The sequence below is a fragment of the Anaerotignum propionicum DSM 1682 genome (assembly GCF_001561955.1).
GTDB classification, from domain to species: Bacteria; Bacillota; Clostridia; order Lachnospirales; family Anaerotignaceae; genus Chakrabartyella; species Chakrabartyella propionicum.
Genome location: NZ_CP014223.1, coordinates 404,607 through 426,812 on the forward strand (window position 1 = coordinate 404,607; position 22,206 = coordinate 426,812).

The window sequence follows — 22,206 nt, forward strand, 5'->3', positions numbered from 1 at the left end:
AAGGGGTTTGAGGGATAAAAAGGAAAAAACCCTTTCTTAATTTTAATAAAGGAAAGGGTCTTTTTATAATTAAATTATTTTGTATCTAAAGAAAAGAATGGTTTTAAAGCAGATGCAACGGAGCTGATAGGCATTGTTTGCAGCCATATATGTCCGGGGCCCGTTATAACTGTATTAAAAAGGCCTTCACCGCCAAATAGCATATTTTTAAGGCCGGGAACCATTTGAATATCCATTTGGCAGGTGGTGCTCATCGCGGCAAGGTAGCCGCTGTCAATGATAATCTGTTGTCCTGCCTGAAGGTCGTATTCCACGGTGTGTCCATCAAATTCTGCAAAAACGGTACCTCTTCCAGAAACCTTTTGCAAGATAAAGCCTTCCCCGCCAAAAAGACCAGAGCCAAATTTCTTATGAAAATGGACAGAAAGCTGTACACCTGCTTCTCCAGCAAGAAATGCGCTCTTTTGGAAAATATATTCTTGATTGGGTGAAACCTCAAAGGCTTTGATGCTTCCAGGGAAGCTTGAAGCAAAGGCAATCACCCCAGGGCCTTGACTAGCGGTGTATTTATTTTGAAAAAAGGATTCCCCTGAAAACATTCGCCCAAAGGCCTTTCCAATTCCACCGTTTGTGCTTGTTTCCATTACCATATTGGGGGACATCCACGCCATAGAGCCCTTTTCGGTAATCATTGTTTCTTCTGCATCCAGCTTGCATATAACCACTGGCAAGGTTTCACCTGTTATCTCATATTTCATGTAAATCCTCCTTAAAATAATCAAGTATCATTATTAATGAATACAACCACCAAAAACGTTGTTCTCATTTCTATAAGTCCCATTTGAAAAAGCCGGATGTCTGAATAGCCCAGTGGGCAAAAGGACAGCTTGGGAATTGTCCGTGAACCTTTTGCTTCTCAAAAAAGCGTTTTTACAAATGGAGACTTTTGTTTCATTATATCATAAAAAAGGTGTAAGTTTATCCATAGATTAGAAAATACGAATATTTTTTTGTCAAAAATGAAAATTACTACTTGACAGAGTATATGAAAATAATGTAAAATTCTTATTGCAACTGTGTGCGCGAGTGGCTCAGTGGTAGAGCATCGCCTTGCCAAGGCGAGGGTCGCGAGTTCGAATCTCGTCTCGCGCTGTTTTAATCGGTTTTGATTATTCAAGACCGATTTTTTTTGTTCCGATTTTGGAAAAATAAGTCTGAATGCTTTGCTTAATTGAGCAGGAAGTGCTACCATATAAGGAGGCAAATATATCTGAAAAAAGATTCGAGAATCGTTCCATTTTGCAACACGGGAGGACAGTATGAAGAGGGCAATTTCTATTTCTTGCAATACAGCGTGTACCTTTGTGAAGGGAAGATTCCCCTATCATTGGGATTTGAATGTTTATAGAGGCTGTACTCATGACTGTAAATATTGCTATGCTCGTTATTCCCATAAGTATTTGCGGGAAAAGGGGGATTTTTCAGACTCCATTTTTGTGAAAACGAATATTGTGGAGGCATTGGAACGGCAATTGCGCAATCCCAAATGGGATAAGGCGGTCATTAATTTAGGCGGCGTTACAGACAATTATCAGGCTGCCGAAGCCATGGAGAAACATATGCCTGAAATCTTGCGTCTGATGATACAATATAATAATCCCATTACCATTTCTACAAAATCTGATTTAATATTGAGGGATTTTGACTTGATTGATGAATTATCAAGAAAAACCTACGTCAATATTGCCTCCACCATAACCACTGCAAATGAAACTTTGCAAAGGAAGCTGGAGCCCGGTGGGGTTAGCCCCCTGCGTCGGTTTTTGATGCTAAAGGAATTTGCAAAAACCAAGGCCTCTACGGCAGTGCATATGATGCCATTGCTACCGCTCCTTACGGATGGAGAGGAAAACTTGAATGCTGTTTTTTCTCAGGCTAGGGACGTCCATGCGGATTATCTACTGGCAGGGCTGCTGTATTTAAGAGGAGAAACAAAGCAGGTATTTTATCATTTTTTGAAAAAGGAATATCCGAATTTATTGGGCGAATATAGGATACTTTATCAGAATGGGGGTCTTAAGGATTACAGAGGACCTTTGTATGAAAGATTAGGTAGAATCAGAGATAAATATCAGATTTCCTTTGATTATAAGAGTAGGCTTGAACGAGAGGTAAATGGAAAAAATAAGCCTATTCAGATTAGCCTTTTCGACTAAACGATTGATTGGCAAAATTTCATTGACATTTTTGTTTTTGAGAAATAAATATACTTATCTTTCAGTTAGAATATACTATCTGTTTGCTAAAATGAATTTATGTTTACGCATAATTCTTTTCAATCTGAACCACCTAGACAGGGCGTTGCGAACTTGTCAGCTTTTGGGAGGAAAAGGGTTTATCTCCCTTGGAGAGCTGGGGTAAGAGTCCGTGGCTCTGCCCTTGTCCGTGAACTTGAATCATTTAGCGACAAAAGAAAGAAGGAGGCTTGTCATGATTATCGGTAGCTGCGAAGTGACCTTTCACGCTGATTGGGTAACATCTTTGAAAGAAAAACGAATGGTAGTGAAAAGTCTGGTAGAAAAAACAAGACATAAATTTAACGTTTCCGTTGCAGAGGTTGACTGTCAGGATCAACATAAAATCATCGTAATCGGTTTTGTCTGCGTAACCAACGAAAAACGACAGGCAGACAGCATCATACAGCATATCCTGCGCTTTATGGAGCAAAACACGGAAGCGGAAATGATTTCCGCAGAATTTGAAGTGTTTTAGGGAGGTTTTTTGGCTGAAACAGTGGATTTTTTTATATTTTACAGTAGATTTTCAAAATACCGTGTGATATAATAACCTTTGATTGTTCAGTTTTAGGGACTGACATTTGGATGACGACAGTTTGATAAATATAAGATTTAGTTGTCATAGAAACAGATTTTTAAGGAGGAGCTTCTACATGAACGCAACATTGATGAACAAAGAAAAAACAGAAGTAAAATTTTCTTTTGAAGTAACCGCAGAAGTATTGGAAAAAGGTATGGCTTTTGCTTATAACAAGCATAAAAATCAAATTTCTCTCCCTGGTTTTAGAAAGGGTAAAGTACCTAGAAAGTTGATTGAGGCACAGTATGGCGAAGGCTTTTTCTATGAAGATGCAGTAAACCATATTTTCCCTGAAGAATACATGGCAGCTGTAAAAGAGCTGAATTTGGACGTAGTTTCCGCACCATCTTTGGATGTTGAATATATCGGTTCCGATAAGGGTGCAAAATTTATTGTTGATGTTACAATTAAACCTGAAATTAAGTTGGGTCAATATAAAGGCCTTTCCGCTGAGAAGGTTGAATCTGAAGTAACAGATGAAGAAGTTATGGCTGAATTGGAAAAAGCTCAGGCGAAAAATGCAAGAACCGTTGAAGTAACTGACAGAGCAGCAGAAATGGGCGATGTTGTAAAGATGAGCTATGAAGGCTCTGTTGACGGTGTGCCTTTTGATGGTGGCAAGGCAGATGAGCATGATTTGGAATTGGGCAGCGGTATGTTTATCCCCGGTTTTGAAGAAAAGCTTGTTGGTCACTCTTTGGGTGAAAAATTTGACATTGACGTTAAATTCCCAGAAGAGTATCACTCTCAAGATTTAGCAGGCAAGGATGCAGTTTTTGCAATTGAAATCAAAGGGATTACCAAGAAAGAGCTGCCAGCATTGGATGATGCTTTTGCAGAGGATGTTTCCGAATTTTCCACTTTGGATGAATACAAAGCAAGCATTCTGGAAAAGCTTGCAAAGGAGAAAGAAGAAAAAGCAAGACAGGTTCAGGGCGACAAGCTTCTGGATGTTGCAGTTGCAAACTGCGAAATGGAAGTACCTCAGGTTATGTATGACAATAAAATCAACAGCATGATGAAGGATTTCGAAGATAACATCGTGCGTCAAGGCTTGTCCTTAGACATTTACTGCCAGTATATGGGTACAACCCCTGAAGAAATGAAAGAGAACTTTAAGGACACCAGCGTGAAGAGTGTGGATGCAAGATTGATGCTGGAAGCCATTGCAAAGGAAGAAGGCTTAGCGGTTTCTAAAGAAGAGCTGGAAGCTGAAATTTGCAAATATGGCGAAAGCTACGGCATTGATGGAAAAACAATGCTGGAGATGATTAGAGAAGAGGATAAAGAAGCGCTGGAACAGGATATGCTTGTAAGAGCAGCGATGAAGCTGATCGAAGACACAGCCGTTTTAACAGATCCTAAGGCTGAATAAGACCATCGATTAGGCACAGTTTTACTGTGCCTAATTAAGCTTTATAGGTATTTCAAAAGGTATAAATTAATTGGGAATGGAGGGAGTTCATATGAGTTTAGTGCCTATGGTAGTGGAACAGACAAACCGGGGAGAGCGTTCTTATGATATTTATTCCAGACTGTTAAAGGACAGAGTTATTTTTCTGGGGGAAGAGGTAAATGATGTTACATCAAGCCTTATTGTAGCACAGCTATTATTTTTGGCTGCGGAAGACCCAGATAAAGACATTAGCCTTTATATCAACAGCCCAGGCGGTTCAGTAACCGCGGGACTTGCGATTTACGATACCATGCAGTATATCAAACCTGATGTGTCTACAATCTGCATTGGTATGGCAGCCAGTATGGGAGCTTTTCTTTTGTCAGGTGGTGCAAAGGGAAAAAGATACGCATTGCCGAATGCAGAGGTTATGATTCATCAGCCTAGTGGTGGAGCAAGAGGACAGGCGACGGATATTTTTATCCATGCTGAAAATATATTGCGTACCAAAAAGAAATTAAATGAAATTATGGCTAATAATACAGGCAGGACCATTGAGGAAATCGAAAGAGATACAGAGAGAGACCATTTTATGACGGCTGAGGAAGCAAAGGCCTATGGGCTGATTGATGATATAATTACAAAACCTCAGACAAAGGAGAGAGGCTAAATATGGCAGGAAAAACAGAAGATACGAACAAATTGCGTTGTTCCTTCTGCGGGAAAACTCAGGATCAAGTAAAGAAGCTGATTGCTGGGCCGAATGTATATATTTGTGATGAATGTATCGAGCTGTGCGCCGAGATTATTGATGAAGAATATGATGTTTTAGCAAACAAAGAAGAGAAGTTTAATGTTCCAAAGCCAAAAGAAATCAAAGAGACGCTAGACCAATATGTAATTGGTCAGGATAAGGCAAAACAAGCTTTGTCAGTAGCGGTTTATAACCACTATAAGCGCGTTTATATGGATGCCAAGGCGGAGGATGTTGAGCTTCAAAAAAGCAATATTCTTTTGGCAGGCCCCACAGGTACAGGAAAAACCTTGCTGGCACAGACTTTAGCCAGAGTATTAAACGTTCCTTTTGCCATTGCGGACGCCACCTCTTTAACCGAAGCGGGATATGTAGGTGAGGATGTGGAGAACATCCTGCTGAAGCTCATTCAAGCGGCGGATTACGACATTGAACGCGCGGAGAGAGGCATTATTTATATTGATGAGATTGATAAAATTACCAAGAAATCGGAAAATGTATCAATCACCAGGGATGTCAGTGGCGAAGGCGTGCAACAGGCATTGCTGAAAATTCTGGAAGGAACCACAGCAAGTGTACCTCCTCAGGGCGGCAGAAAACATCCTCATCAGGAGTTTATCCAAATAGATACAACAAATATTTTATTTATTTGTGGCGGCGCATTCGGCGGCATTGAAAAAATCATTGAAAACCGTATGGGACATAAGGTTATTGGTTTTGGTGCTGAAGTGCATAGCAGATTAAACAAAACATCAGACGAAATTCTTCGTTCTTTGATGCCTCAAGATTTGTTAAAATACGGCCTTATTCCTGAATTTATTGGACGTTTGCCTGTAGTGGTAACTCTGGACAATTTGGATGAGGAAGCGTTTACCCATATTTTGACGGAGCCAAAGAATGCATTGACAAAGCAGTATGAATATCTATTTGCTTTAGACGATGTTATTTTGGAATTCGAACCTGATGCATTGGCTGCAATTGCTAAAAAGGCAATGGAGCGGGCTACAGGTGCCAGAGGCTTGCGTGCAATTATGGAGGAATTCATTAATCCTATTATGTATGAAATCCCCGCAGAAACAACGTTGGAAAAATGCATTATTACCCAAGGTGTTGTGGAAGGGAATGAAGCCCCTAAATATATTTATAACGAAAACAGGCAGCCATTACAGCGTATGCGCAGACGCAAGCATACAAGAAAAGTGAATGCCTCTTAAATGGACTTACCATTTATATGAAGCAAAAATCCCCTATGAATATTTCATAGGGGATTTTTACGTGATTAAAAACCCAAAGATATATTTGATTTTTCACCAATTTATTAAAATTAAACAGCGGGTTATGTTTGATAACCTTCAAGAAAGGAATGTAATATTAGAATATTTATCCCAAAGTTTGTTCAAAATGGGGAAAGATAGGCCAGAAATGGCTTTTATTCATAGTGCAAACAAATTGGTTTTTATGCATTACTACAGATAAAAAATATAATCGTCTATATAATGTGGAATAATGTGCATGGAATGTGGAATGGATAGCAATAATAACAAAATTGCAAAATAAGAAAAAAAGTGATTAAAATGTGTTGACGTTGTTAAAAAGTGAACATATAATTATTTTGTATTCGAGATATAGACAAAAATAAACATATGTGCATATGTTAAAGACACAGGAGTGAGAGTGCAATGTTATCTTTAAAAATGATTCAAAATGCAAAAGAGGTTCTGAATGGTATTGCAACAGAAACACCTTTATTTCAGTCTAAGTTTATCAATCCTGACGCTGATGTGTATATTAAATGTGAAAATATGCAGGTAACGGGCTCCTTTAAGTTGAGAGGTGCTTATTACAAAACAGCTAATTTAACGGAAGAAGAAGCAATGCATGGCGTTGTGGCTTGTTCTGCAGGCAATCATGCCCAGGGCGTTGCTCTGGCGGCAAAGAAAAAAGGAATTCAAGCTGTTATTTGTATGCCTGCCGGTGCACCCCTTGCTAAAGTTGAGGCAACAAGAAGCTATGGCGCAGAGGTTGTGTTAGTTCCCGGTGTTTATGATGATGCTGCAGCAAAAGCGGCAGAGCTTAAAAACGAAAAGGGATACACCTTTTTACACCCCTTTAATGATGACTATGTAATGGCAGGACAGGGAACCATTGGTCTTGAGATTTTGGAGCATTTGGAAGATGTTGATGTTGTGCTGGTTCCTATTGGCGGTGGCGGCTTAATCAGCGGTGTTGCTTGTGCAATTAAAGAATTAAAACCCGAATGCAAGGTTTATGGTGTACAGGCTGAAGGCGCACCTTCCATGTTTAATTCCTTCCGTGATGGTAAAATTGAAACACTGGCTGAAGTAAACACTGTTGCCGATGGTATTGCGGTAAAACAGCCGGGAGACAAGACTTTTGAAATGTGCCAGAAGTATGTAGACGGAATTGTTACGGTTTCTGAGGAAGAAATTGCTTCTGCAATCCTGATGCTCTTAGAAAAGCATAAAATGGTGGCAGAAGGTGCCGGTGCAGTTTCCGTTGCGGCAGCAATGTATAATAAGGCTGATATTCAGGGCAAAAAGACCGTATGTATTATTTCCGGTGGTAATGTAGATATTAATATTTTAGACCGTATTATTGATAAAGGTTTGCAGATGAGCGGTCGATTGACAAAATTCTCTGTAACAATGATCGATAAGCCAGGTCAGCTTACACAGATGCTTCAAATTATTGCAGAAGCCGGTGCAAACATTTTCAATGTTAACCATGACCGTATGGTACGCAATATTGCAGTTGGAAAATGCATCGTAGATGTAACAGTGGAAACCAGAAACAAAAACCATTGCGAAGAGCTGATCGAAAAGCTTGTTTCAAAAGGTTATGATGTAAAGTAAGGAAAACCTTTCTTTTCTATATGTCTATTTAGCCCCCCTAAATAGCGAGACATCCTTTTATTTATAAAATAAAGGGATGTTTTTTTATGGGAGTTAAGGTATAATCACAATACGATAGATTAATAAAAGTGGAGGATTATTATGGAAGGTAAGAAAAAGGCCGGTATTCTGATTACTTTGAGCGGGGGAATTTGCTGGGGGATATCAGGGTGTTTCGGGCAGTTTTTATTTGTGGAGAAAAATATTACGGCAGAATGGCTGGTTGCAATACGCCTTATTTTTGCAGGAGTTTTATTAATAATAATGGGGTTTGTGATACAAAAGGAGAAAATGTGGGAGGTTTTTAAAAATAAAGCTGACACAAAGCAGCTTTTGATTTTTTCTTTTTTGGGGATGCTCATGTGTCAATATACATATTTTGCAGCAATACAGCATTCCAATGCGGGAACGGCAACAGTATTACAGTTTCTAAATCCATTAATTATTTTGGCGGTGGTTTGTGTAAAGGGGAGGCGGCTGCCAGGCAAGGTGGAACTTTTGGGAATTATGGCGGCTCTTTTAGGTACCTTTTTGCTGAGCACACGTGGAGATATTCACAATATGTCTTTGACAGGGACGGCGCTGTTTTTTGGGTTAAGCTCCGCTTTGGGTGCCGCCCTTTATAGTTTGCTTTCTGGTGATTTGATGAAAAAGTATGGTGTTTATGTTGTAGTTGGCTACGGGATGTTGTTCGCGGGCATTATTATGGTGCCTTTTGTTCGTCCTTGGAATTATCCAATCTTGTGGGATTTAGGAACCATTCTGGGGGTTTTAGGGGTGGTTGTGATTGGTACAGCAGTAGCTTTTTCTCTATTTTTAAAAGGTGTTAGCCTGGTTGGCCCATTTATGGGGAGCCTTTTGGGCAGTATAGAGCCTGTGACGGCAATTGTGGTATCTGTACTGTTCCTTGGTTCGGTGTTTCATCCTGTTGAGTTGGTTGGATTTATACTGATTTTGGGCACGGTATTCGGATTATCTTTTTATTCCGGGAAAGAAGAAAAGGAAATGATTGCCCGTGAGACGGAGAAGGTTTACGAAGTAGATTAAAAAATCTAAAAATAATGTCTATAAAATCTGCTTCAAAAAAATTCCAAAGGCTAGTAACAACCTGACAAAAGAAGAGGTTGTGTAAAAAAAGCCCATTGCAAGGTGATTCCTACGCCTGCAGTGGGCTTTCGTATCAATAGATGTCTTATTTTGCATTACAGCCGGGAGCAGCCGCAGAGGACGCAGGAGCCACGGCAGGGCGGTCGTAATAAGGGCTTTTCTCTGATACGGAAAGGGGTACACCATAGCCTAAGAAGACCTTTTCTGAAAAAAGTCCTAAAGATAATGCTGCTTTTCCGGCGGAAAACATAATTCTGTTGTCGATATGATGTGCTGCCGCCACGGATACGGCAGAGCCCATGGCAATGCCTAAATCACCTACGGCAAAGGCGCAATGGGCGCCGCTTTTATTGGCACCGAAGCAGTCTCCTGCGCCACAGTAATTACAGTAAGGCAAACCTCTATAGGTTTCCTGTGCCCCAAAGAGAACAACGCAGGCAGATAATTCTACGTTTTCTGCATCTCTTATATAAAAAGGTTGACGGGTTTCCTCCCCGATTTTTCTCATTTCTGCCGCAAGGGCATCCTTATCCGTTCCATCAATAATGAGGGATTCCATGCTGTCTCTGCCACAACCCTTGGGCGCTGTTTTTGCCGCTGCAATCATGAGGGAAGCTACGGTTTCAATTGCTCTTAGTTGAAGCTTTTCACCACTGTATTTCATCTTATGTTCCTCCTTTTCCTTTTGTAAACTGAATTCACTATTCATTATACAGTATGTTTAATAAAAGATGCAATATCGTAGAGGAAATTGCATTGATAAAAAGAGTGCGTGATTTGCATATTTATGGTATAATTTTATATTAAAGGCAAACAGTGGTTCGTAAATTTTGTTTCAAAGATAGATGAGGTGAGTAATTTGGCAGAGCAGAAGAAAACAGCAAGAAAAAGCGGTACAGGTACAACAAAGGCCCCCGCAAAATCTACTGCCGTGAAAAAAAATACAAATGGAAAGTCCAGTTCAGGGAAAAGTGGTTCCCCAAAAAGCCAGCATAAGGGCAATGCTAAGGTAATAGAGAATGATAGCCGTTTTGGGGACAGCATTCTGGACGAGGTAATCCTAATTATAATTATGTTAATTTCCCTAGTGGCTGAAATCAGCGTGCTTACTGAAAAAATGGGAGTCATTGGGCATTTGTTTAGCAGTTTATTTAAGGGGCTATTTGGCTTTGCAGGAGTGCTATTGCCGTTATGTATTATTATCTATTGTGGATGGCTTTTGGCAAGTGAAGAGAGAAAAATGCCTGTGGTTCGTGGACTTGGTGGCCTGTTGTTTCTTCTTTGTGTTGCTGCAGGGGTACATTTGATACATCCCATTGAAGCTACTGCCAATTTGAAATTTTTCCAGAAAGTAGCTTTTTACTACGGAGAAGGTGCTATGGGCAACGGCGGTTTGCTGGGAGGGGCACTGGGCGGTCTTTTATATGGCGCTTTTGATACCTTGGGCAGCACTTTAGTGTTGATTGCCCTTTTGATTATTTCGTTGATTATGACAACGGGGAAATCCTTTTTTCAGGCTGTTTCTGACTATTCAGCTCACCAAAAGGCAATGCAAAAGGTAAGATATGAGAAAATAAAAAGCAGAGCGGAACAAATTCGTTTAATGGAGCAGGCGGAGGCGGAAAAGCGGGAACGCCGCCGACAAAGAGAGAAAAAGAAGGGCAGTTATAATATTGAGCTCAGGGATCAGGAAGGCTGTGAGGTCGAAGCACCTGACATAGTGGAAACTGTTTTCCGCAAAAAGGATCCTGTAAAATATAAGAAGGCAGACCCCATTTATAACTTTATTTTCGAGGAAGGACAGGAGGGGGCACCCGACGAAGAAATTGAAGATTTTGAGATTGAATCCGTTGGGGAAAATCAGAAGAAAGACGAAGAAATTCCAATTATGATTCATTCCAAGGCGGTTCAAGATGAAGGGGAGGAAATGATTGAGGAAATTTTCAGAGAGACCCCAGAAGAGGAAATTTTGTTATCTGAAGAGGAAGATGTTTTTTCTAAGGACGAGCCTCTTGGCGATACAGAGGAAATACCCATTGTTGTTTTGGATGAAGAGACAGAGAGCTTAAATGCTTCAGATAATTTGGATATGTCTGAAAGCATCAATATTTCAGACGATTTAGAAATGACGGCGGATGCCGATGATTTGGAAGATACCGAAAAAGGAGAAAAGCAAGAAAAGACTGCTGAGGAAACGGAAGCTGTCCCAGAAGAGGAAGTGCCTGCCGAACCAATCGAAGAAGAAATCCCCTATGTTTTTCCTCCTATTGAGCTTTTGGGAGAAGACCCGAAATCAGGGGGTGGAGATTCTAAGGCGGAGATGCTTGCCAATGCAAAAAAGCTGGAGTCAACATTAAAGAGCTTTGGCGTTGATGCAAAGGTAATCCAAATCAACAGAGGACCCACAGTTACCCGATATGAATTATCCCCTAGCCAGGGGGTAAAAGTAAGCAAAATTGTAAATTTGGCGGATGACATTGCCCTAAATCTGGCGGCTAGCGGCATCCGTATTGAAGCGCCTATCCCGGGAAAGGCTGCAGTGGGTATTGAAGTGCCCAACAGGGAGACCCAATCTGTATATTTGAGAACGGTATTAGATAGTGATGCCTTCCATAATCATGGTTCTAAGTTGGCCTTTGCATTGGGAGAGGACATTGCAGGGAACCCTGTAGTTACGGATATTGGGAAAATGCCCCATCTTTTGATTGCAGGTGCAACGGGCAGTGGTAAGAGTGTTTGCATCAACACGCTGATTACCAGCATTTTATATAAGGCTGACCCCAAGGACGTTAAACTTTTGCTGGTCGACCCTAAGGTAGTAGAATTGAGCGTTTATAATGGTATTCCTCATCTATTGATTCCTGTTGTTACCGACCCGAAAAAAGCGTCCGCGGCATTAAATTGGGCGGTGCGGGAAATGTTGCAAAGATATAATGATTTTGCATCCTTTGGTGTTAGGGATATAAAGGGCTTTAATGCCATGAAAGAGGAAGAAGGGGATGAAAAAGGGAAGATGGCACAAATTGTCATCGTTATTGACGAGTTGGCGGATTTGATGATGGCGGCACCCGGTGAGGTAGAGGATTCTATTTGCAGATTGGCACAGATGGCTCGTGCCGCAGGAATGCATTTGATTATTGCAACCCAGCGACCATCCGTAGATGTTATTACCGGTGTCATTAAAGCAAACATTCCGTCCCGATTGGCCTTCGCGGTTTCCTCTGGCATTGATTCCCGAACCATTTTGGATATGGTTGGTGCGGAGAAGCTTTTGGGTAAGGGGGATATGCTGTTTTACCCTGCGGGACAAAGTAAGCCTGCCCGTTTACAGGGGGCTTTTGTTACCGATAAAGAGGTGGAGGATATTGTTTCATTCCTGAAAAAGAGTGGTCGTCCGGGATATACTCAAGATACCATAGACCAAATTACAAAGGTAACCAAAACCGGTATGGATGCAGATGAGGACAGTGACGAATTTTTTGAGCCTGCAGTAGATTTGATTATTGAAAAGGAAAAAGCTTCGGTTTCTATGCTGCAAAGACAATTTAGAATTGGTTATAACCGTGCAGCAAGGTTGATGGATGAGTTGGAACGCAAGGGAATGGTTGGCCCTGAGGATGGTAGCAAGCCCAGAAAGGTACTCATTACCCGTGCCCAATGGGAGACGATAAAAGAGCCAGTGGAAGAAGAACTTTGATAAAGGAAAAAAGAAAAATTGTGTTACATAAACAGATGAGTTGTTGGAGTATTATTTTCAAAAGGATTTTTTTAAAGAGAAATAGGTTTTGCGAAAAGACTCCTAAAATATTAAGAATCTAAAAGACAGGATACAGCCGAAGGAAAAGTCTGAACCAATCTTGTACTGGATAAAATATTTCTTTGTCTGTTGACAAAAAAACCTGCATATAGTACCATTTCCCTAGAGGTCATATGACTGACGGGAGTGGAGTTAACCACATGGAGTATGACAAGGATAAATGCCGACCGTCTGGGCGATGACGCTTGGACTGTCGGCTTTTTTATTTGCGGTTCATGGCGTATGAAAACCGTTGAAGGACTGAAAGGAGTTTGTTTATCATGAAAACAGATTTGCAGATTGCACAGGAGTGCAAAATGGAGCCGATTACTGCGATTGCCGCAAAAGCAGGGATTCCCGAGGAATTTGTGGAATGCTATGGAAGGTACAAAGGGAAAATCAGCGACAAATACTATAATCAAATAAAAAACAACCCTAACGGGAAGCTGATTTTGGTAACTGCTGTAAATCCTACCCCTGCAGGTGAGGGGAAAACTACAGTGACCATTGGCTTAACACAGGCATTACAGAAGTTGGGCAAAAATGCCATTACTTGTTTAAGAGAACCATCCCTTGGCCCTTGCATGGGTGTAAAAGGGGGAGCAGCCGGTGGCGGATATGCGCAGGTTGTTCCTATGGAGGAAATCAACCTGCATTTTACTGGAGATTTGCATGCCATTACTACAGCAAATAACCTTTTGGCGTCAATGGTGGATAACCATATTCAACAAGGAAATGATTTGAATATTGACACTAGAAGAATCACTTGGAAAAGAGTAGTTGATCTAAATGATAGACAGTTGAGAAGCATCATTTCAGGCTTGGGCGGCAAGGTAAACGGCGTACCCCGTGAGGACGGCTTCCAAATTACCGTTGCTTCCGAGATTATGGCGATTTTCTGCTTGGCAAACGATTTAAAGCATTTAAAAGAGATGTTGGGGAAAATTATTATTGGCTATACTTACAATGATGAGCCTGTAACGGCAAAGCAAATCGGTGCTGATGGTGCAATGACTGTTTTATTGAAGGATGCCCTTCAGCCTAACTTAGTACAGACTTTGGAGCATACGCCTGCAATGATTCACGGCGGCCCTTTTGCAAATATTGCCCATGGCTGTAACAGTGTGCGTGCCACAAAATTAGGCTTGAAAATGGCAGATTATGTGGTCACGGAAGCAGGTTTTGGTGCGGATTTGGGGGCAGAGAAGTTTTTTGATATTAAGTGCCGTAAGGCCGGCATTCGTCCTGATGCCGTTGTTTTGGTTGCAACAATCCGTGCAATGAAATATAATGGTGGTGTTGCCAAAGCAGATTTGAGCAATGAAAATTTAGATGCTTTGAAAAAAGGTTTTGTAAATTTAGAAAAGCATATTGAAAATATACAGAAATTTGGTGTTCCTGTTGTGGTTACTTTGAACCATTTTGTGGCAGATACTGAGGCGGAGGTTGCCTTTGTGAAGGCAAGCTGTGAAGCCATGGGTGCTACTTTTGCCATTGCAAGGGTTTGGGCAGAAGGCGGTGAAGGTGGCCGTACTCTGGCAGAAAAGGTACTAGAGACCATAGAAACGAAGGAAAATAATTTCCATACCTTATATGATGACAATTTAACCATTCAGGAAAAAATAAATTGTGTTTGTAAAGAAATTTACGGTGCAGGAAATGTCAACTTCTCAGCAGCAGCGAAAAAGACTCTGGCTCAAATAGAACAGTTGGGCTTTGGACATTTCCCTGTTTGTATTGCAAAAACACAATACTCCCTATCTGACGACCCTAAGCTTTTGGGACGTCCTGAGGGATTTGAGGTAAATGTGAAAGAATTGAGAATTTCAGCAGGGGCAGGCTTTATCGTTGCAATGCTTGGAGATATTATGACAATGCCAGGCTTGCCAAAGAGACCTGCGGCTTTGGATATTGATATTGATGAAGATGGAAACATCGTGGGATTATTCTAAGGAGTTGTAATGATGACAGCACAATTGATTGATGGCAAGTTGATTTCGGCACAAATCAAAGAGGAAGCGGCGAAAGAAGCGGCTCAAATTAAGGCGCAGGGTGTGAATCCTTGCCTTGCCGTTGTTTTGGTGGGAAACGATTCCGCTTCTCAGGTTTATGTGAATAATAAAAAAAAGGCATGTGAGGCAGTGGGTATTCGCTCTGTATCCTATGAATTAGGAGGAGAAACATCGGAGGAGGAACTGCTCCGCCTTGTGGCACAGTTAAACGCTGATGAGACCGTTCATGGTATTTTGGTGCAAATGCCTTTGCCGAAGCAAATCAACGAGGAAAAAGTAATTCTTGCCATTGATGCCAAAAAGGATGTGGATTGCTTTCATCCTATGAACGTGGGTCTATTGCATTCAGGGGGCAAGGGATTTTTGCCTTGTACACCCGCAGGTATTATTGAGTTAATTAAGCGCAGTGGGCATACCATTCAAGGACAGAATTGTGTGATTATCGGAAGAAGCAATATCGTTGGGAAGCCTGTGGCTATGCTGTTAATGCAGGAGAACGGAACGGTGACTATTTGCCATTCAAAAACCCGTAATCTGGCGGAGGTTTGCCGGGGGGCGGACATTATCGTTAGTGCCACGGGAAAGGTAAATACCGTTACGGCAGAAATGGTAAAAGCAGGTGCCATTGTGATTGACGTAGGCATGAACCGCAATGAGGCAGGTAAGCTTTGCGGTGATGTGGATTTTGAAGCCGTGAAAGAGATTGCAGGGGCAATCACTCCTGTGCCGGGAGGCGTAGGGCCCATGACCATTGCAATGCTTATGAAGAACTGTCTTGTAGCTGCAAAAATGCAGAACAACTTGATGTAAATTTAGGGAGGTAAACATGAAAGGAACCGTAGCATTCACTTCTTTAGGGTGTGACAAAAACAGAGTAGACAGCGAGGTTATGCTGGGAATATTGGCGCAAAATGGCTTTCAGACCATTGCCGATGAAGCAGAGGCAGATATCATCGTGATAAACACATGCTGTTTTATTAAGGATGCCCTAGACGAAAGTATTGAAACCATTCTGGAGATGGCGGAGTATAAAAAAACAGGCAAATGCAAAGGCTTAATCGTAGCCGGTTGTTTGGGTCAGCGCTATGAGAAGGAGTTTTTTGATGAACTGCCTGAGGTGGATGCAGTCATTGGTACAGCGGCTTACGAATCCGTGGCGGAGGTGGCGGCGGATATTTTGAAGGGTAAAATGGGGGAGAAATATTTAGAAGATATTGACCGTCCCATGGAAGATACCAATGGAAAGTTGCGGATTCTTTCTACTGCCCCATATTTTGCATATTTAAAAATCTCTGAGGGCTGTGATAACCATTGCACCTATTGTGTTATTCCTAAGCTTAGAGGAAAACACAGAAGCCGTACCATGGAAAGCCTTGTGGAGGAAGCAAAGGTATTGGCGGATAATGGTGTGAAGGAATTGGTCATTGTTGCACAGGATACCTCCATTTATGGCAGAGATTTATATGGTGAGCCCAAACTTCATGCCTTGTTGGAGGAATTATCAAAGGTTGATGGTATTGAATGGATTCGTCTGTTATACTGTTATCCAGAAACGTTAACCCAAGAAACCATTGATGAAATGGCTAGAAATGAAAAAATCTGTCATTATATTGATATGCCCATTCAGCATGGGAACGACGCTGTGTTAAAGCGCATGGGAAGAAAAAGTAACCAAGCTTTAATCAAAGAAAAGGTAGCGGCATTGCGTGGGGCGATGCCCGATATTGCCATTCGTACGACACTGATTGTGGGATTCCCTGGTGAAACAGAAGAGGAATTTCAAGACTTGGTTGATTTTGTGGAAGAAATGCGTTTTGACCGTTTAGGTGTATTCTCCTACTCTCAGGAGGAGAGTACGGCGGCAGCAATTATGGAGAATCAAATTGATGAGGATTTGAAAGAAGTCAGAAAAGAAACCATAATGGATATTCAAAAAAATATTGCCGCTTCCCTCTGTGAAAAGGAAGTTGGTAAGGTAGTACAGGTTTTAGTGGAGGGCAAACTGCCCGAAGAAAATATTTATTGCGGAAGAACCCGCAGAGACGCACCGGATATTGACGGATTGGTGTTTTTAACCGCCGAAGAGGAACTGTATTCCGGAGATTTTGTAACAGCAAGAATCCGAGAAGCCGGAGACTATGATTTGATGGGAGATGTAATTTATGCAGATGAATCTGCCGAATAAACTGACAATGCTTCGGGTTATTTTAATTCCCGTATTCCTATTGGTACTGTTTTTGGTGCCTGCGCCTTTGAATCGTTATATTGCCGTTGCAATTTTTATTGTTGCCTCTCTAACGGATTTTTTGGACGGATACCTTGCGAGAAAATGGAATTTGGTTAGTAATTTCGGTAAATTTATGGATCCCTTGGCGGATAAGCTTTTGGTAATGGCAGCCCTTGTTTCCATGGTTCAGTTGGGAGATTTGGCGAGTTGGGTAGTTATTATTATTTTAGCCCGGGAGTTTGCCATTACAGGCTTTCGCACCCTTGCCATGGAGGCTAAAATTGTCATGGCGGCAAGCTGGTGGGGAAAGGTAAAAACCACAGTGCAAATGATTATGATTATTGTGGTATTGTTGAATTTACCTTTTCCGGGTATTTCTATCATTGAAAAGCTTTTGGTTGGTTTAGCGGTATTTTTCACTATCTTATCTGGGGCGGATTACATTATAAAAAACAAGCAGGTTTTAAAGGGATGATTACAGACCTTGGGCGTCGCCCAAACCTACTTGCTTTTTTGTAAAAAGCAAGGCCAAAAACTTTATATTACCCGATATTATGGGGGTAAACATGTGAGTATGTTATGGAAGTATGAAAAGAGCAGACTTGCTTTTCGAAAGAGTCGCTTTTGTAGCGGAAAGGTTTGGGAAACGGAGCGTTTCCCCAATAAAATCCGCAGAATGGGCTTTGCCCATACGAGGAAAACAGTGAGTTTAAGACCTTTTGGTCGCAGAACTCATCTGTTTTTCCTTTACATACTTGAAAAAAGCTTGAAGAAACTGAGCTTTTTTCAAAGGGTGGCAACTTAGTCGACACCGTCAAAAGAGCAGGATTGCTCTTTTTTTCTTTTCAAAAAGACTTGGAAATTCCTTATAAAAAGAATACAATAAGAACAGAATGTTCAAACATAAGATAAGGAGGCGTAACATGAAGGCAGAAATTTTGGCAGTAGGCACAGAACTACTGCTTGGAGATATTTTAAATACCAATGCGCAATACTTAGCCAAGGAGCTGGCGGCACTGGGGATTGAGGTGTATTATCAAACTGTGGTGGGGGATAACCCAAAAAGATTGGAAGAAACCCTCTATCACGCTTTTTCCAGAGCAGATTTGGTGATAACCACCGGCGGCCTAGGCCCCACAGAGGATGACCTGACAAAGGAAACAGCGGCGAAGTACTTTGGGGAGCCCCTTATTTTGGATGAGAAGGCACTGGCGCAGATTCAGGTTTTTTTTGACCGTATTGGCAGAACAATGACAGAAAACAATAAAAAACAGGCATTTGTTCCTGAACATAATAGCGTCGTTATGTACAACGCCAACGGTACCGCACCGGGCATTATCATAGAAAAGGATGGAAAAATTATTATTATGCTACCCGGCCCACCAAAAGAGGTAGTGCCTATGTTTGAAAATCAAGCGAAGCCTTATCTGGCAAATAAGCAGGAATTTACCTTTATTTCCAGAATCTTGCGAGTAGCTAGTGTTGGAGAAAGTGCCATGGAGGAAATGGTAAAGGATTTGATTGATGCACAAACAAACCCTACCATTGCTCCCTATGCCAAGGAGGGGGAAGCGCTTTTGCGCATTACTGCTAAGGCAAAGGATGAAGAGGAAGCAAACCGATTAATTGACCCTGTTGCGGTGGCATTAAAGGAGCGTCTTGGGAAATCTGTTTATGCTGAAGGCGAAACAAATATGGAAACAGAGGTTGCCAAGCTTTTGTTAGCCCAGAAAAAAACCATCGCCGTTGCGGAATCTTGTACAGGCGGGGAGATTTCTTCCCAATTGGTACGCTTTCCCGGTATATCAGAAGTGTTTTTGGAGGGATGTGTAACCTACACCAATGATGCAAAAATGAAGCGTTTAGGTGTCTCTGCCCAAACCTTAGAGAAGTTCGGCGCCGTCAGTGAAGAAACTGCAAAAGAAATGGCGGAGGGCATTGCCAGAACCTCAGGCTCAACAATTGGCATTGCTACCACAGGCGTGGCAGGGCCGGATGGCGGAACAGATGAGAAGCCTGTGGGTTTGGTTTATATCGGTATTTACAACAATGGAGCCGTTGAAGCCAGAGGGTTCCATTTCGCCGGGAATAGAAATAAAATCAGAGAGCGGGCAACCTTCCAAGCTTTGGATTGGTTGCGGAGAAAATTGCAATATGAGAAATAAAGGGGATTGGATGCTTCTGATTGCCGCCATACTTGGCGGTGGGGGCTTCATTGGTGTAAAATATCTTTTGGATTGGGGCTACACGCCATATCAGGTAATGTTAGGCAGATTTATAATTGCAACGGTTTGCTTAAGCTTGATTTATTTTAAGAGATATTTTCAGATTACCAAGAAAGAATGGAAGATGGGCGGTATTTTAGGTGTGCTGCTGGCGGCAACCTTTGTGCTTTTGACAGTGGGGCTTCAATATACAACGCCATCTGTCAACGCTTTTTTATGTAACACCCAGGCTGCTATTGTTCCTTTTATCTGTTGGGTGGCTTTTCGGCAAAAGCCCTTGCCAAGCGGGTTTTTGGCAGCCTTTTTAACATTGTTTGGTGTGGCACTTCTTTCGGTAACAGAGGATTTTAAATTGGATATTGGTGCTGTTTTGTCCTTTGGAGCGGCGGTTGCCTTTTCCATGCAGATGGCTTTTATGGGAAAAGCCGTTCTGGAGTGTGATTCTGTGAACATTGCTTTGGTGGAGCATTTAGTTGTTACAATAATATCTTTTGTGATTACAGCTATGACGGGAATGGACATGCCGTCTCTTAACGGACTTGCTGTAGCAAGTTATTTAAATGTAGGTATCTTTTGTACAGCAATCTATTTTGTGTTGCAGTCTGTGGGGCAAAAATATACCTCAGCCAATAAAACCGCAATTATTATTACTTCTGAGTCTATCTTTGCCGCAATCATATCCATTTTGTTTTACGGTGAGAGAATGGGATGGCGTGGCGTCTTAGGGTGCGGAATTATTTTTGCGGCAATGCTTTTGGCAGAAAAACCATTAGGAAAAACAGTTGACACAGAGGAGAAAATAAGTTAATATAAGAACATTAGTTCGTTTATTAGGGAGGGTGAAGGTCAATTGGCAAAAAAAGATGATTCAAAAAAAGATGACATCAGATTTGAGGATAAGGATAAGGCGCTGTCTGCGGCGTTGGGTTATATTGAAAAACAATTTGGCAAGGGTGCCGTGATGAAGCTGGGTGACAGCAGTCGCCAGATGAATGTGGAGGTAACGCCTACCGGTTCTTTAAGCTTGGATGTAGCCTTAGGTGTTGGTGGCATACCAAAGGGCAGAATTATAGAAATTTATGGCCCTGAATCTTCCGGTAAAACAACCGTTGCCCTTCATATGGTTGCAGAGGTGCAAAAAAGAGGAGGCATTGCCGGTTATATTGATGCCGAACATGCCATGGACCCTGTTTATGCAAAGGCTCTGGGCGTTAATATTGATGAATTGTATATCTCCCAGCCTGATAACGGTGAGCAGGCTTTAGAGATTGCAGAAACCATGGTTCGCTGTGGCGCCATTGATATTGTCATTGTGGATTCCGTTGCGGCATTGGTTCCTAAGGCAGAAATTGAAGGTGAAATGGGCGAATCCCATGTGGGTCTCCAGGCCAGATTGATGAGCCAGGCGTTAAGAAAGTTGACGGGTATTACGAATAAATCTAAATGTACCGTAGTGTTTATTAACCAGTTGAGAGAGAAAATCGGCGTTATTTATGGCAGCCCTGAAACAACTACAGGTGGTCGTGCCCTTAAATTTTATGCCTCTGTTCGTATCGACATCAGAAAGGCGGATGTGCTGAAACAAGGAACAGAGCTGATAGGAAACAGAGTTAAGGTTAAGGTAGCAAAAAACAAAGTGGCTCCACCATTTAAAACGGCAGAGTTTGATATTATATACGGGCAGGGTATTTCCAAGTATGGAGACATTTTGGATTTAGCTTCTGAGGTAAGCATTATTAACAAAAGCGGTTCTTGGTTCTCCTATAAGGAAACAAGAATTGGTCAAGGCAGGGAGAATGCAAAGCAATTTTTGCAAGAGCATGAAGATATCTGCCTTGAGGTTGAAAATGCAGTGAGGGAGCATTACGGTCTGTTTTCTATGGCGGAAACGTCTGGACAGGGGCTAGATGGAAATCTAACGGATGGAAAGACACTGGAAGTGCAAGGTGTTTTTGACACGGCAGAAAATGAATCTGGAATTGAAGAATTAGATTTGGAGTAATTGAATTTATTATAAAATATCTAAAGGAACTTTCAAAATTGGGATTTCAATATTGCATCTTTGGAAGGTAACAAAAAAATGTAAAAGCCCGTATTGCAAGGTAGAGCCTTTTCCATGCAACCGGGCTTTTTATATGGATGAATAGGGGTAAGCCTGATGAATTAATACTCTTTAGGAGAGTGGACTGTCGAAAACTGAAATCATTTTATGCTGAATTGTGATAGTGAAAGGAAAAAAATTGTGTTATAATGAAGAAATAAGGAGAAAAATCCTATGCTTGTGACAAAAATTATACCCCAGAAAAGAGATACCTCTAAATACAATATTTTTATTGACGGAGAATATGTTTTTGCCCTCTCTTTAGGGGATATGGAATATTTCCATATTAAAGAAGGTAGGGAGATACCCGAAAAAACGGTAGCCTTTATTCAGAGAAGCCTGATTTATATTCAGGCCCAGAACAAGGCATTACATTTTATCGGGTACAAGTTGCGCACAGAAAAGGAAGTAAGGCAAAAGCTCATGGAAAGTGATTTTTCGGAAGAAATCATTGAAGAAGTGATGATTTTTCTGAATAAGTATCATTATACCGATGATAGAGAGTATGCCAATCGATATATAAAGGATCGCCTGCATTTAAGTCCAAGAGGGGCTTACGCATTGCGCATGGAGCTAATCCAGAGGGGAATCTCTGAGGAAATTTGCGAAGAAGTCATAGAGCAAACGGATTTTTGTGAAACAAAAGATGCGGTGAAATGGCTGGAGAAAAAAACAAGAGGTCAGTGGCCGCCTGATGAGAAAAAAAAGAAGCAATTATATGGTTTTTTGCAACGGAAAGGTTACTCCTATGGAGTGATAAAGGATGCTTTTGAAGAAATGAATCAACAATAGGCAGGGT

General features: G+C 41.5%; 19 protein-coding genes, 1 tRNA gene and 1 riboswitch. Of the genes, 18 read left to right on the top strand and 2 right to left on the bottom strand.

The window, feature by feature from the left end:
• Positions 1-74: 74 nt before the first annotated feature.
• Positions 75-758 (bottom strand): TIGR00266 family protein, encoded by a 684-nt coding sequence (locus CPRO_RS01885; RefSeq protein WP_066047213.1) that lies wholly within the window; start codon positions 756-758, stop codon positions 75-77.
• A gap of 322 nt (positions 759-1,080) precedes the next feature.
• Here CPRO_RS01885 and CPRO_RS01890 point away from each other — a divergent pair.
• The 8 genes from CPRO_RS01890 to CPRO_RS01930 all read left to right on the top strand — a co-directional run bounded on the left by CPRO_RS01890 (position 1,081) and on the right by CPRO_RS01930 (position 8,986).
• A tRNA-Gly gene (locus tag CPRO_RS01890) sits at positions 1,081-1,152 on the top strand.
• 167 nt (positions 1,153-1,319) lie between these two features.
• A complete protein-coding gene (locus CPRO_RS01895; protein ID WP_066047216.1) occupies positions 1,320-2,216 on the top strand; it encodes an SPL family radical SAM protein in 897 nt (298 codons plus the stop codon).
• Between the two features lie 274 nt (positions 2,217-2,490).
• Positions 2,491-2,772, top strand: coding sequence for a DUF503 domain-containing protein (locus tag CPRO_RS01900; protein ID WP_066047220.1), 282 nt, complete (start codon positions 2,491-2,493; stop codon positions 2,770-2,772).
• 178 nt (positions 2,773-2,950) lie between these two features.
• A complete protein-coding gene (gene tig / locus CPRO_RS01905) occupies positions 2,951-4,252 on the top strand; it encodes a trigger factor (RefSeq protein WP_066047224.1) in 1,302 nt (433 codons plus the stop codon).
• Positions 4,253-4,343: 91 nt separating this feature from the next.
• A complete protein-coding gene (clpP, locus tag CPRO_RS01910) occupies positions 4,344-4,943 on the top strand; it encodes an ATP-dependent Clp endopeptidase proteolytic subunit ClpP (protein WP_066047227.1) in 600 nt (199 codons plus the stop codon).
• Between the two features lie 2 nt (positions 4,944-4,945).
• Positions 4,946-6,241, top strand: a complete 1,296-nt coding sequence (gene clpX / locus CPRO_RS01915) for an ATP-dependent Clp protease ATP-binding subunit ClpX (RefSeq protein WP_066047230.1) — start codon at positions 4,946-4,948, stop codon at positions 6,239-6,241.
• A gap of 465 nt (positions 6,242-6,706) precedes the next feature.
• Positions 6,707-7,900 (top strand): threonine ammonia-lyase, encoded by a 1,194-nt coding sequence (gene ilvA, locus CPRO_RS01925; protein WP_066047236.1) that lies wholly within the window; start codon positions 6,707-6,709, stop codon positions 7,898-7,900.
• Positions 7,901-8,041: 141 nt separating this feature from the next.
• A complete protein-coding gene (locus tag CPRO_RS01930) occupies positions 8,042-8,986 on the top strand; it encodes an EamA family transporter (protein WP_066047240.1) in 945 nt (314 codons plus the stop codon).
• Between the two features lie 145 nt (positions 8,987-9,131).
• Here CPRO_RS01930 and CPRO_RS01935 read toward each other — a convergent pair whose 3' ends face one another.
• Positions 9,132-9,710 carry a ferredoxin domain-containing protein gene (locus tag CPRO_RS01935; RefSeq protein WP_066047243.1) on the bottom strand — a complete coding sequence of 193 codons (579 nt, stop codon included), beginning with the start codon at positions 9,708-9,710 and terminating at the stop codon, positions 9,132-9,134.
• A 195-nt stretch (positions 9,711-9,905) separates the two neighbouring features.
• Here CPRO_RS01935 and CPRO_RS15950 point away from each other — a divergent pair, with 195 nt between their 5' ends.
• The 10 genes from CPRO_RS15950 (at position 9,906) to CPRO_RS01985 (ending at position 22,199) form a co-directional block, all read left to right on the top strand.
• Positions 9,906-12,743, top strand: a complete 2,838-nt coding sequence (locus CPRO_RS15950) for a DNA translocase FtsK (protein ID WP_082754185.1) — start codon at positions 9,906-9,908, stop codon at positions 12,741-12,743.
• 223 nt (positions 12,744-12,966) lie between these two features.
• Positions 12,967-13,047, top strand: a riboswitch (ZMP/ZTP riboswitch).
• A gap of 76 nt (positions 13,048-13,123) precedes the next feature.
• Positions 13,124-14,794, top strand: coding sequence for a formate--tetrahydrofolate ligase (locus CPRO_RS01945; RefSeq protein ID WP_066047246.1), 1,671 nt, complete (start codon positions 13,124-13,126; stop codon positions 14,792-14,794).
• Between the two features lie 12 nt (positions 14,795-14,806).
• Positions 14,807-15,664 carry a bifunctional 5,10-methylenetetrahydrofolate dehydrogenase/5,10-methenyltetrahydrofolate cyclohydrolase gene (locus CPRO_RS01950; RefSeq protein WP_066047249.1) on the top strand — a complete coding sequence of 286 codons (858 nt, stop codon included), beginning with the start codon at positions 14,807-14,809 and terminating at the stop codon, positions 15,662-15,664.
• Between the two features lie 16 nt (positions 15,665-15,680).
• Positions 15,681-17,039, top strand: a complete 1,359-nt coding sequence (gene rimO / locus CPRO_RS01955; RefSeq protein ID WP_066047253.1) for a 30S ribosomal protein S12 methylthiotransferase RimO — start codon at positions 15,681-15,683, stop codon at positions 17,037-17,039.
• Positions 17,023-17,556 (top strand): CDP-diacylglycerol--glycerol-3-phosphate 3-phosphatidyltransferase, encoded by a 534-nt coding sequence (gene pgsA, locus CPRO_RS01960; protein WP_066053594.1) that lies wholly within the window; start codon positions 17,023-17,025, stop codon positions 17,554-17,556. Before rimO ends, pgsA begins: the two co-directional genes overlap by 17 nt.
• A 93-nt stretch (positions 17,557-17,649) precedes the next feature.
• Positions 17,650-17,886 (top strand): hypothetical protein, encoded by a 237-nt coding sequence (locus CPRO_RS01965; protein WP_143148991.1) that lies wholly within the window; start codon positions 17,650-17,652, stop codon positions 17,884-17,886.
• Positions 17,887-18,004: 118 nt separating this feature from the next.
• Positions 18,005-19,246, top strand: coding sequence for a competence/damage-inducible protein A (locus CPRO_RS01970; RefSeq protein WP_066047259.1), 1,242 nt, complete (start codon positions 18,005-18,007; stop codon positions 19,244-19,246).
• A complete protein-coding gene (locus CPRO_RS01975; protein WP_066047262.1) occupies positions 19,236-20,114 on the top strand; it encodes a DMT family transporter in 879 nt (292 codons plus the stop codon). Before CPRO_RS01970 ends, CPRO_RS01975 begins: the two co-directional genes overlap by 11 nt.
• 42 nt (positions 20,115-20,156) lie before the next feature.
• Entirely contained in the window at positions 20,157-21,308 is a 1,152-nt protein-coding gene (gene recA, locus CPRO_RS01980) for a recombinase RecA (RefSeq protein ID WP_066047265.1), read from the top strand.
• A 273-nt stretch (positions 21,309-21,581) separates the two neighbouring features.
• On the top strand, positions 21,582-22,199 hold the full coding sequence (locus tag CPRO_RS01985; RefSeq protein WP_066047268.1) for a RecX family transcriptional regulator: 618 nt from the start codon (positions 21,582-21,584) through the stop codon (positions 22,197-22,199).
• Positions 22,200-22,206 lie beyond the last annotated feature (7 nt).